General features: G+C 73.3%; 7 protein-coding genes. 4 read left to right on the top strand and 3 right to left on the bottom strand.

The features are described 5' to 3' along the window. Positions 1-906 carry an LLM class flavin-dependent oxidoreductase gene (locus MTQ01_RS01285; RefSeq protein ID WP_247486424.1) on the bottom strand — a complete coding sequence of 302 codons (906 nt, stop codon included), beginning with the start codon at positions 904-906 and terminating at the stop codon, positions 1-3. A 176-nt stretch (positions 907-1082) separates the two neighbouring features. On the opposite strand from MTQ01_RS01285, the gene MTQ01_RS01280 reads away from it, so the two are divergent. The 4 genes from MTQ01_RS01280 (at position 1083) to secD (ending at position 6890) form a co-directional block, all read left to right on the top strand. Then, positions 1083-2000, top strand: coding sequence for an HAD family hydrolase (locus tag MTQ01_RS01280; protein ID WP_374207627.1), 918 nt, complete (start codon positions 1083-1085; stop codon positions 1998-2000). Between the two features lie 237 nt (positions 2001-2237). Further along, a complete protein-coding gene (locus MTQ01_RS01275; protein ID WP_247486422.1) occupies positions 2238-3338 on the top strand; it encodes a protein kinase family protein in 1101 nt (366 codons plus the stop codon). Between the two features lie 272 nt (positions 3339-3610). Continuing rightward, positions 3611-4117 carry a hypothetical protein gene (locus MTQ01_RS01270; protein ID WP_247486421.1) on the top strand — a complete coding sequence of 169 codons (507 nt, stop codon included), beginning with the start codon at positions 3611-3613 and terminating at the stop codon, positions 4115-4117. A gap of 394 nt (positions 4118-4511) precedes the next feature. Then, positions 4512-6890 (top strand): protein translocase subunit SecD, encoded by a 2379-nt coding sequence (secD, locus tag MTQ01_RS01265; RefSeq protein WP_247486420.1) that lies wholly within the window; start codon positions 4512-4514, stop codon positions 6888-6890. 372 nt (positions 6891-7262) lie between these two features. Here secD and cydD read toward each other — a convergent pair whose 3' ends face one another. Together cydD and cydB are read right to left on the bottom strand one after the other, a co-directional pair. Continuing rightward, on the bottom strand, positions 7263-11006 hold the full coding sequence (gene cydD, locus MTQ01_RS01260) for a thiol reductant ABC exporter subunit CydD (protein ID WP_247486419.1): 3744 nt from the start codon (positions 11004-11006) through the stop codon (positions 7263-7265). A 3-nt stretch (positions 11007-11009) separates the two neighbouring features. Continuing rightward, a complete protein-coding gene (gene cydB / locus MTQ01_RS01255; RefSeq protein WP_247486418.1) occupies positions 11010-12032 on the bottom strand; it encodes a cytochrome d ubiquinol oxidase subunit II in 1023 nt (340 codons plus the stop codon). Between the last annotated feature and the right edge of the window lie 72 nt (positions 12033-12104).

The following is a 12104-nucleotide window of genomic DNA, read 5'->3' as shown; positions in this document are numbered from 1 at the left end:
TCAGCTCCCGATCTGCTGGACACCGCGCGTCGCGATCTCCTCGAACACTCGCTCGTCGGCCTCGAACCGGGTGCCCGGCAGCGGCCAGTGCAGGATGATCTCGTCGAAGCCCAGCTCGGCGTGGGCGCCGGCGAAGTCGACGAAGGAATCCACCGACTCCAGCACACGCTCGGGCACGAAACCGGTCAACAGGGTGCGGCCGAGGGCGGCCGGATCGCGTCCCTCCTTCTCGCAGGCGGTCGCGAGCCGTTCGAGCTGGCCGCGCAGTGCCGCCCTCGACTCCTGCGCGCCGGCGTCCGGGCCGATGCGCCCGTCGCCGGTGGTGACCCAGCCCTGCCCGTGGCGCGCGGCGAGCCGCATCCCGCGCGGGCCGGTCGCCGCCACGGTGAACGGCAGTCGCGGCAGCTGGACGCAGCCGGGGATGTTGCGCGCTTCGTGCGCCGAGTAGTGGGCGCCGCGGTGTGTGGTCTCGTCCTCGGACAGCAGCCGGTCCAGCAGCGCGGTGAACTCGGCGAAGCGGTCTGCCCGTTCCTTCGGGGTCCAGGGCTCCTCGCCCTCGGGGAGCAGCGTCGTCGCGTCGAAACCGCTGCCTCCCGCGCCGATGCCGAGCGTGACCCGGCCCGCCGAGATGTCGTCGAGGGTCAGGAGTTCCTTGGCCAGCGTGACCGGATGCCGGAAGTTCGGCGAGGTGACCATGGTTCCGAGGCGGATCCGCTCGGTGACGCCCGCGGCGGCGGTGAGCGTCGGCAGCGCGCCGAACCACGGGCCGTCGCGGAAGGGCACGCGCCAGGAGAGGTGGTCGTAGGTGTACGCGGTGTGGAAGCCGAGTTCCTCGGCGCGACGCCACCTCTCGCGCCCGCCCTCGTGCCACCGCCTGACCGGAAGGATCACCGTACTGAGCCGCATCCAGCCAACCTAACCCCTTTCGGTGGCGGTCAGTTCGGCACACGGAGACAGTGGGCCGCGGCAACCCGACCGCACCGGAAGGGAGCATTCCCGGTCCGGAACGGGCAGACCAGTACGTGAGAAAGCGCTCAATCGGGCACGAGAGCGCACGAGTGTGCATCTGCTGCGCGAGGATGATGACCGTGACTCGACTCCCCGTTACTCGCCGTGTACAGGGTCTTCCCCGACTCATCGCCACCGATCTTGACGGAACGTTGCTGCACGACGACAAGTCCGTCTCCGCCCGTACGGTCGCCGCGCTCGCCGCCGCCGAACGGGCCGGGGTGGAGGTCTTCTTCGTCACGGGACGGCCGGCGCGCTGGATGGGCGTGGTCAGCGAGCACGTCCACGGGCACGGCCTGGCGATCTGCGCCAACGGCGCGGCGGTCGTCGATCTGCACGCCGGCCGCAGCCTGGTGAAGGTGCGGGAGCTGCCGGTGCCGACCGCCCGCGAGGTGGTGGCCGCGATCAGGAGGGCGGCGCCGGGAGCGACCTTCGCGCTGGAGCGGACGACCGGCATGACGTACGAGCCGCAGTACACGCCGTACTTCCACGGTGACGACGGGCCGGTCGCCACCGCCCCCATCGACAAACTGCTCTCCTCCGACGGGCCGGCGGCCGGGCAGCAGACCGGCGGAGACGCCGGGCGGGGCGGCAGCGGGCAGGGCGGGGACCCGGTGCTCAAACTGCTGGTGCGGCACGCCGAGTTGTCGCCGGACGGGTTCCTCGAACTGGCGAGGTCGGTGGCGGGCGATCTCGCGGAGATCACCCGATCGAGTCCCAGCACGCTGCTGGAGATCAGCGGCCGGGGAGTGAGCAAGGCCAGCACCCTGGCACAGTGCTGCGCCGAGCGCGGCATCGGACCCGAGGACGTCATCGCGTTCGGGGACATGCCGAACGATCTGGAGATGCTGGACTGGGCGGGGCGCTCCTACGCGATGTCCAACGCCCACCCCGCCGTGCTCGCCGCCACCAGCCACCGCACCGTCGGCAACAACGAGGACGGGGTGGCAGCCGTCATCGAACGCCTGCTGGCCACCGACCCACCGCACTGAGCAACCGCGCGGCACCCGGTCCGGTCGGTTCGCCGCGCGGCGGCGGCACAGCTGTGGACGTCATCGGTGGGAAGGGTGCACCAAAGTGGCCGGCAGGCCCGTCGGTTGCTGCCGGCCGGCCTCAACGGCGCCCGCTGCGGCCCCGGTTGTGCCCCCGGCTCGTTGCCGCTGCCGTGGCAGGGTGGGGAGTCGAACCCGTTCCGGTGATCGCACCCGAGGCGGAGCACGGTGGCGGACATGGGACGACGCGGAAGGCGGGACGAGGTGGAAGAGGGGCCCGGCTTGTCGCGCAGCGCTCGTCTGGGAACCCATGGCGCGGTTTCCACCTCGCTGGCGCTGCGCAGTGACCGCGATCTGCGCGAGTGCGTGGCCGCCGCCGCACCGATGGGATCGGGCATCGGCGGGAGGACGGCCCTGCTGGAGGTCGAGGGGACCCGGGTCTTCGTCAAGCAGGTACGGCTGACCGACCTTGAGCGGCGGCCCGAGCATGTTCGCTCCACCGCGAACCTGTTCGGGCTCCCGGCCCACTGCCACTACGGCATCGGTGCCGTCGGCTCGCCGGGGTTCGGGGCCTGGCGGGAGTTGGCAGCGCACACCATGACGACGAACTGGGTGATCGCGGGAGATCACGAGGGCTTTCCGCTGATGCACCACTGGCGGGTCGTCCCGGACTCCGCCGGGCCGCTGCCCGAGGAACTGGCCGATGTGGAGCGGGCTGTCGCCTACTGGGGAGGCGGATCAGCGGTGCGCCGGCGGATCGAAGCCCTTCAGGAGTCCACGGCGAGCCTCGTGCTGTTCCTGGAGTACATCCCGCAGAACCTGCACGACTGGCTGGGCGGCCGGATCGAGGCCGGCGAGGAGACGGCCGAGAGAGCATGCGCCCTGGTCGACGAGGAGCTGAGAGCGGGCATCTCGTTCATGAACGCCCGCGGCCTTCTCCATCTCGACGCCCACTTCGAGAACATCCTCACCGACGGCCGACGGCTCTTCTTCACCGACTACGGCCTCGCGCTCTCCTCCCGCTTCGACCTCGCAGAGGACGAGGCCGACTTCTTCGACCGGCACCGCACCTACGACCCGCACTACGCCGTCACCCATCTGGTGAACTGGCTGGCCGTGGCCCTCTACGGGTACTCGCCGGAAGAACGCAGGGCGTTTGTGGACGCGTGCGCCCACGGGGACACACCACGGGGCGTTCCCGCGTCGATCGCGGCGCTCCTCGTCCGCGGTGCACCCGTCGCCGCGGTGATGGGCGACTTCTTTCGCGAGTTCCGACAGGTGAGCCGGACGGCTCCCTTTCCGACGGCAGCCATCGGTCGCACGGAACGAATCACGTAGTCAGCGGCAGCAGGTCACGGGCCGGGCGGCGGATCGGCCGTCGGTGAACGCACCACGGCCCGCTGCGGTCGGACGAGCGCGACCGGTTCTCCGGTCGGCGGTTCTGCTCCACGCCTCGGGTGCGGTGCGGGGTCCGCGGACCCGGCGGCGCGGGCACCGACGATGCCGAAGGGCGGACAGCGCGGCGGTCCCGGCCCGGAACGTGCCGCGCCGCGAGGGCGCGAGGGGGTGCGGCATTGCCCGGCCCGCCCACGCGTGGCTACGGTGCGGTGGTGAACATCGCCGGTGACAGGACGAGGCGAGCGAAGCCCGCCTTCGCCGCGCGAAGCAGGCTGGCCTTCGCCGCGCTGCTCGCCACGCTGCTCGGCCTCGGCGTCGCGCCGCAGACGGCGCACGCCGCGCAGACCGCCCTCGCCGCAACCGCCTCCGCCGCGCCTGCCGCCGCCGAACTGCACCTCGGCCACGACGAGAACCGGACGCCGGACCGGGCACCGAACCGGGCACAGGACCGGGACCGCACCGGACAGGAGCGGTCGGAGCGGCAGAGCGAGCAGCTGCGGCACTCGCCGGTGGCGACGACCGTCCCCGGCACGCTGCCCTACGCCCCGCGCGAGCAGCACGGTCCCGGCGGCCCCGGCGGGCTGCTGCCGCCGGCCGCGCACCAGCACCGTCCGGCGCAGGCCGGCGTCGCCGCGGAGGACGTGCCCGCGCTCCTGCCCGGCTCCGCGCCCGGCGCACTGCCCGATGTGCGCGGGCCTCCGGGAGCACCCGGACACTGACCGAGCCCCCGCCCTGCCAACCGGCCGGTCGCGGCGGTTCCGGGCGGTGCCCCGCTCCCCAGGACGTCACAACCGCCCTGGCCACCACCACCGTTCGCCCTCTCCGGGGCTCCGGCCGAGCTCCCCGCGCTCACGCGCGACCGGCTCGTACGGACCCGTGAGCAGGGATTCCGCGTACGCGCGCGACGCCCGCGCCCGGCTCCGTACGTCCGCAGCCGCCCGGGTGCGCACACGGGCGCCACGCCCCGTACCGCCGGTGCACGACGCGTATGAGTCGCGCCCGTGCCCCGGGGACGTACGGAGCCGGGACCGCCCGCTCCGGCGCTCGGCGCCGCGCACGGAAGCGTCGCCGCGTCCGAACCGGTGGATGGCCGCCGCCTGATGGAGGCCCTGTATGTCTCGCCCCACCGTGGTGCGAGCAGTCGTCGCTGTCGTCGTACTGCTCGTCTCCGCGTTCCTCGTCCTCACCGGCTCGCCACGGCTCGGGCTCGACCTCCAGGGCGGCACCCGCCTGGTCGTGGAGACCCGGAGCACCAGCACCACCAAGGCCGACTCCGACACCACCGATCGCACGATGGAGGTGCTGCGCCACCGTGTCGACGCGCTCGGCGTCGCCGAACCGACCCTGACCCGTTCCGGCGAGAACCGGATCGTCGTGGAACTGCCCGATGTGCAGGACCCGCGCGAAGCCGTGAAGGTTCTCGGCCGCACCGCACAACTCACCTTCCACCCCGTCGAAGGGCCCGGCGCTCCGCAGGACGCCGAGGACAAGTCCGCCGAGAAGGGCAAGGAGCCCGACGAGCGCAGGGACCAGTCCCGGGCCGGCTCCTTCCCCGACGAGTCCGGCCGGATGCTGAAGCTCGGCAAGGCGGAGATGACCGGCTCCACCGTCAAGGAGGCGGAGGCGCAGCTGGACCAGCAGGGCGCCGCCGGCTGGTTCGTCGGGCTCGACTTCCACGGGGGCGGCAAGGACTGGGCCGCGCTGACCGGCAAGGCCGCCTGCCACCCCGCGGGCGACGACCGCCGCCGGGTGGCGATCGTCCTGGACCACGAGGTCATCTCCTCGCCGCAGGTGGACCCCGGGGTGCGCTGCGGTTCCGGCATCTCGGGCGGATCGACCCAGATCACCGGCACCTTCGACCAACAGGAGGCCAAGGAGCTGGCGCTGCTCATCAAGGGCGGCGCGCTGCCGGTACCGGTCGACCTGGTCGAGCAGCGCACGGTCGGTCCGACGCTCGGCGCCGACGCGATCGAGGCGAGTGCCAAGGCGGCGGTGATCGGCGTCGTGCTGACCTCGCTCTTCGTCATCGCGATCTACCGGTTCTTCGGCGCGCTCGCCGCGATCGCGCTCGCCGCGTACGGGCTGATCTCCTACGCCGCGCTGCTGGCGCTCGGCGTCACCCTGACCCTCCCCGGGCTGGCCGGCTTCGTGCTGGCGATCGGAATGGCGGTGGACGCCAACGTCCTTGTCTTCGAACGCGCCAGAGAGGAGTACGCCGCCGGAACGGGCGGTTCGCGACGGAACAAACGCACCAAGCGCTCCCTGCGCACCGCTGTCACCGCCGGTTTCCGCAACGCCTTCAGCGCCATCGCGGACTCCAACATCACCACGCTGATCGCGGCCGGGCTGCTCTTCTTCCTCGCCTCGGGACCGGTCAAGGGCTTCGGTGTCACGCTCGCCATCGGCGTACTGGCCTCGATGGTCTCCGCACTGGTCATCGCCCGCGCGCTGGCCGAGATCGCGAGCGAGCGCGACGCCCTGGTGCGACGTCCCCGCCTGAACGGCATCGCTTTCCTCGGACGCGTCCGCACCTGGCTGATCAAGCGCAAACCGGACGTGCTGCGCCGCACTCGGCTGCTGCTGACGGTGTCCGCAGCGGTCGTGATCGTCGCCGGTTCGGGAGTGGTGCTGCGCGGTCTGGACTGGGGCGTCGAGTTCACCGGCGGTCGACTCACCGAGTACGCCACCACGCAGCCCGTCGAGGTGGAGACGGCCCGTTCCGCGCTCGCGGACGCCGGCTTCGACGACGCCGAGGTCACCACCTCAGGCGACAGCGACCTCAGCGTCCGGATGGCCGACCTCAGCAACGAGGACGAGGCGAAGGTGCGCGCGGCACTGGCCGAGGAGGGCGGCGAGGTCACCAAGCTCAACGACGAACTCATCGGCCCCAGCCTCGGCGACGAGCTGCGCCGCAACGCGCTGATCGCCCTCGGGGTCGCCGTCTTCGCCCAACTCGCCTATCTGGCCTTCCGGTTCCGCTGGACGTTCGCAGCGGGTTCGGTGGTGGCGCTGACCCACGACGTGGTGGTGCTGCTCGGCGTGTTCGCCTGGCTGGGCAAGCCGATCGACGGGATCTTCCTGGCCTCGCTGCTGACCGTCATCGGCTATTCGGTCAACGACTCGGTGGTGGTCTTCGACCGGGTGCGGGAGTTGTGGGGGGCCGACCGCCGCAGCCGGTTCCCCGAAGTGGCGAACACCGCCGTTCTCCAGACCGTGCCACGCACCGTCAACACCGGAATGGGCGCGATCTTCATCCTGGGCGCCCTGCTGATTCTGGGTGGGGAGTCGCTGGCCGACTTCGCGCTGGCGCTGCTGATCGGCATCGTCGTGGGCACCTACTCCTCGGTCTTCACCGCCGTGCCGCTGGCGATCGAGCTGGAGGCCGCCCGTCGCAACGCACCGCCACCGCGGCCCGTCTCCCGCACCTCCGGCGCGGCCAAGGACCGTACCGCCGCACGCAAGGCGCTGGACGACAACGGCGCCCGGGTGTAACCGAGTTGCGCACGTCCGCCCGGTCCCACAGGACCGGGCGGACGTCCCTCATGCGCGAGTCACCACACCGGGCGACCGGTCAACAGGGCTGCCCACAAACCGAGTTCGACAAACCGCCGGACCGATGCCCCTGCCACAGCGACCGGTTCAGCGCCGCCAACCGCGAACAACGGGACCGGTTTCCCCGCCGACGGCACCGTGAGCCGCGCGCTGTCCCCCGCCGACGACCGCGTGAGCCGCGCACCGTCCCCTGCCGACGGCGCCGTTCGCAGCCCGCCCGTCGGCGAGCGCCACCCGCCCGGACGCGCGAGCGCCACCCGCCCGGACGCGCGGGCGGCGCCGGCCACGGTTCACCGCCCGCCCGGGAGCTGGTCAGGCGTGCTCCGCCGCCACGGCCCGATCCGCGTCCGCCCCGCCGGGCCGGTCTCCGTCGGGGCGGTCGGCGAGGGGCTTCTCGGCGAGAGGCCGGCCGGTGGCGGTGAGCAGGGCGTCCTGCGCCCGTTCCCGAGCGAGCATCGCGGCGAACGCCCCGCGCCGGGCGAGGAGTTCGGCGTAGGTACCGCGCTCGGCGACCCTGCCGGACTCCAGCACCACGATCTCGTCCACCGCGTCGAGCCCGCGCAGACGGTGCGTGATCAGCAGCGTCGTACGTCCCTCGGTGACCGCGAGGAGGTCCGCGGCCAGTGCGTCGGCGGTGGCCAGATCGAGGTGCTCGGCCGGCTCGTCGAGCAGCAGCACCGGGAAGTCGGCGAGCAACGCCCTTGCCAGCGCGAGCCGTTGACGCTGGCCGCCGGAGAGCCTGGCACCGTGTTCGCCGACCTCCGTGTCCAGGCCGTCCGGCAGCCCGTCCACCCACTCCAGCAGCCGCGCACCGGCGAGTGCGGACCGCAGTGCCGCCTCGTCGGCGTCGGGTCGCGCCAGCCGCAGGTTCTCCCGCAGCGTGCTGTCGAAGAGGTGCGCGTCCTGCGCGCAGAGCCCGATGCGCCGCCGCACCTCGTCGGAGTCCAGCCGCCGGGTGTCCCGGCCGCCGAGCAGCACCCGGCCCGCCGCCGGTTCGACGAACCGCAGCATGGCCTGGGCGAGCGTCGTCTTGCCCGCGCCCGAGCGCCCCACCACGGCGACTCTGCGCCCGGCCTCCAACCGCAACTCCACGTCCTCCAGGGCGAGTCGGGCGGCGCCGGGGTGACGCACCGACAGTCCGCGCACCTCCACCGGGAACGGCGTCCGCGGGGCCGGCTCGGGACGGTCCGGCTCCGCCACCGGTACGGGCGTGTCCAGCACCTCGTACACCCGCTGCGCGCTGCGGCGCACCCGTTGGCGGTGCTGTACGGCCTGCGGCAGGTCCAGCACCGCCTCGAAGGCGGCCAGCGGTGTCAGCACGACCACCGCGAGCCACACTCCGGCCAACCGGCCGTCGGCCACCGCGGCGACACCGACCAGCGCCGCCACCGTGACCGTCAACCCGGCGGTGAGCAGGATGAGTCCGCCCGCCAGCGCCGTGCCCGCCGCGGACCGCCGGGCCAGCCGCGTCAGCTCGGTGTCGCTCCCGCGCACCGCCGCCAGCCGGTCGCCCAGCGCGCCCGCGACCGTCAACTCGCCCACGCCGGAGAGCAGATCGACGATCCGCACGTGCAACTCTCCGCGGGCCGGGGCGAGTTGGGACTCGGTGCGACGCGCGACCAGTACGGTCAGCAGCGGTACCGCGACACCGGCGACCAACAGACCCGCCGCCAGCACCGCGCCCGCCGCGGGCAGCAGCCACGCGGTGAAGCCGACCGCCGCCAGCGAGACGCCGGCCGCCACCCAGGCAGGCAGCAGCCAGCGCAGGAAGTAGTCCTGGAAGTCGTCCACATCGCTGACCAGCCGGGCCAGCAGATCCCCGCGCCGGCTCTCGCGCAGGCCCGCCGGTGACAGCTGCTCCAGGCGCCGGTGGACGCCGACCCGAAGATCGGCCAGCACTCTCAGCACCGCGTCGTGGGAGACCAGCCGCTCCGCGTACCGGAAGACGGCCCGGCCGATGCCGAACGCCCGGGTCAGCGTCACCGCGACCAGCAGGTACAGGATCGGCGGCTGCTCGGAGGCGCGCGAGATCAGCCAGCCGGAGGTCGCCATCAGCGCCACCGCGCTGCCGAGCGCCAGCGCGCCGAGCACCCCGGCCAGTACAAACCTGCCCCGCTGCCCGTGCCATCCGGCCCGTACCCGCCGCAGCGCCGGCTCCGGCAGCCGCGGCGCCACCGCCCCGCCGCCGTCCTGCTCGAAGGCCGCAGACGTCTTCGTCGCCGCACCTGCCCCTTCCGCCGCAGGCGTCTCCGCCACCGCGGTCTCCCGTACGGCAGCGGCGCGGACAGCCTCCGTACGCGCACCGGCCTCCGGCGGGACGGTGTCCCCCGGCGCCGGGCGGCGGGTCGGGCCCGGCAGCTCCACCACCCGGTCCGCCACTTCCAGCAGCGCGGGCCGGTGCACCACCAGGAGTACGGTGCGGCCGACGGCCAGCCGCCGCACCGCCGCCACCACCGACGCCTCGGTCTCGCCGTCCAGCGCGGCGGTCGGCTCGTCCAGCAGGAGCACGGGCCGGTCGGCGAGGAACGCCCTTGCCAGCGCGACACGTTGGCGCTGGCCGGCCGACAGCCCGGTGCCGCCCTCGCCGACCGTGCGGTCCGGCGACAGTTCCGGCGCCGCGGCGTCCCGCAGCGCGGCGCGCACCTGCTCCTCGTCGGCGTCGGGACGCGCCAGCCGTACGTTGTCGGCGACCGTCCCGGCGAAGAGCGTCGGATGCTGCGGCACCCACGCCACCCGGCGGTGCCAGCTCTCCCGCGAGAGCGCCGCGAGCGGAGTCCACTCCACCCCGTCGACCGACTCCGGACCCGTGACCTCCGGGACCGCGACCTCCGGCCGCTCCGGCCCCGGGCTCGTGCCCGGGTCCGCGCCGCCCACCAGCACCCGGCCCTCGCTCGGGTTCACGAAGCCCAGAACTGCGCTCAGCACGGTGGACTTCCCCGCTCCCGAGGGACCGGTCAGCGCCACCGTCTCGCCGGGCGCCACGGCGAACGACGCGTCGTGCACCGCCGGTTCGCTCCGGCCCGGCCGGCGCACCGTCAGCCCCTGTACGGCGAGCGCGTACGGACCGTCGCCCGCCACCCGGCGCCCACCGTCCTGCGGCAGCGGCTCGGCGAGCACCTCGAAGACCTGCTCCGCGGCGGCCAGCCCCTCCGCCGCCGCGTGGTAGTGGGTGCCGACCTGCCGCAGCGGCAGATACGCCTCGGGTGCCAGGATCAGCACCACCAGGCCGCTGTAGAGGTCGAGTTGGCCGTGCACGAGCCGGGTGCCGATGCCCACCGCGACCAGCGCGACCGAGATCGTCGCGAGCAGCTCCAGGGCGAAGGAGGAGACGAAGGCGACCCGCAGCGTGCGCATCGTCGCCCGCCGGTAATCGCCGGTGATCCGCCGCACGCTCTCCGCCTGGGCCTTGGCGCGGCCGAAGACCTTCAGCGTGGGCAGGCCGGCGACGACGTCGAGGAAGTGGTGCGAGAGCCGCGAGAGCATGCGCCACTGGCGGTCCATCCGAGCCTGCGTCGCCCAGCCGATCAGCACCATGAAGACGGGGATGAGCGGCAGCGTCAACGCGATCGTCAACGCGGCGATCCAGTCGGACCACACGATCCGGGCCAGTACCGCGACCGGCACCACCACCGCGAGCCCCAACTGCGGCAGATAGCGGCCGAAGTAGTCGTCCAGCGCGTCCACCCCGCGGGTGGCCAGCGCGGTCAGCTCACCGGTGCGCCGAGCGGCCGGAGCGCCCGGCCCGAGCGCCGCCGCCCGTTGCAGCAGCCGCAGCCGCAGCTCGGACTTGACCGCCGCGCTCGAACGGTGCGCCGCCAGCCCGGTCAGCCAGCCGACCACCCCCCGGCCCACCGAGACGGCCGCCAGCAGCCCCAGCGGCCCGGCCAACTCCTCGGCGCCCGCCCCCTGTTGGAAGGAACGTACGACCAGTTCGGCGACGAGCATCGCCTGCGCGACCACCAGCCCCGCGGTCAACAGGCCCAGCGCCACGGAGGCGAGCAGAAAGCCGCGGGTGGCGCGTGCGTACCGCAGCAGCCGCGGATCGACGGGACGCACGGCTCACTCCGCCGTCGTCTTCGGATGCACCGGCTCTGCGATGTGCTGCACACCGATGCGCTTGCGGAACACCCAGTACGTCCAGCCCTGGTAGAGCATCACCACCGGCGTCGCGACGGCGGCGCACCAGGTCATGATCCGCAGGGTGTACGGGCTGGAGGCCGCCCCCTCGACGGTCAGGCTCCACTCCTCCCGCAGCGAGGAGGGCATCACGTCGGGAAACAGCGCGAGGAAGAGCATCGCGGAGAACGCCGCGATCGCCACCCCGGACCAGCCGAACGACCAGCCCTCCCGGCCCCGGGCGTTGGCGATCAGCGCCGGCACCAGCGACCCCACCGAGACGGCCATGGCCACCGCGCTCGCCGTACCACCGCGCTCCGCCTGGGTCCAGCCGAGCGAGGCCACCGCCAGCACCGCGGCGGCGAGCCCCAGGCCGCCGGCCGTGCGCCGCGCGCGCAGCCGGATCTCGCCGACGGTCTTGAGCGCGGCGAACACCGCGCCGTGGAAGGTGAAGAGCACCAGCGTCAGCAGACCGCCCAGCAGCGCGTGCGGGCCGAGCAGTTCGAGCACGCTGCCCTCGATCTCGCCGCTCTCGCCGATCGGGGTGCCGTGCACCAGGTTGGCGAAGACGACGCCCCACAGGAACGCGGGGCCGAGCGAGGTCCAGAAGATGGCCCGCTCCCAGTTGCGCTGCCAGCGCTCCTCGGGCCGCTTCGCCCGGTACTCGAAGGCGACACCGCGCACGATCAGGCAGACCAGGATAACCAGCAGCGGCAGGTAGAAGCCGGAGAAGAGCGTCGCGTACCAGTCGGGGAACGCGGCGAAGGTGGCTCCGGCCGCGCTCAGCAGCCAGACCTCGTTCCCGTCCCAGACCGGGCCGATGGTGTTGATCAGCACCCGCTTCTCGCGACGGTCGCGGGCGAGGATCCCGGTGAGCACGCCGATGCCGAAGTCGAAGCCCTCCAGGAAGAAGTAGCCGGTCCACAACACGGCGATCAGCACGAACCACAGGTGGGGGAGTTCCATAACACACTCCAGAGCAGGTGGCGGGGAGCGGGCCGTCGTCCTCGACCCGGCGGGTACGGCGGCGCACACCCG

The organism is Streptomyces sp. XM4193, from assembly GCF_023072595.1.
Lineage (GTDB): Bacteria > Actinomycetota > Actinomycetes > Streptomycetales > Streptomycetaceae > Streptomyces.
The sequence above is the reverse complement of the archived record's forward strand: the minus strand, read 5'-3'. Positions and strand labels throughout refer to the sequence as shown.

Bases quoted from the DNA above. Each gene is read 5' to 3' on its own strand.
- MTQ01_RS01275 (WP_247486422.1), top strand. From the start codon at position 2,238: ATGGGACGACGCGGAAGGCGGGACGAGGTGGAAGAGGGGCCCGGCTTG.
- MTQ01_RS01280 (WP_374207627.1), top strand. From the start codon at position 1,083: ATGACCGTGACTCGACTCCCCGTTACTCGCCGTGTACAGGGTCTTCCC.
- cydB (WP_247486418.1), bottom strand. From the start codon at position 12,032: ATGGAACTCCCCCACCTGTGGTTCGTGCTGATCGCCGTGTTGTGGACC.
- MTQ01_RS01285 (WP_247486424.1), bottom strand. From the start codon at position 906: ATGCGGCTCAGTACGGTGATCCTTCCGGTCAGGCGGTGGCACGAGGGC.
- secD (WP_247486420.1), top strand. From the start codon at position 4,512: ATGTCTCGCCCCACCGTGGTGCGAGCAGTCGTCGCTGTCGTCGTACTG.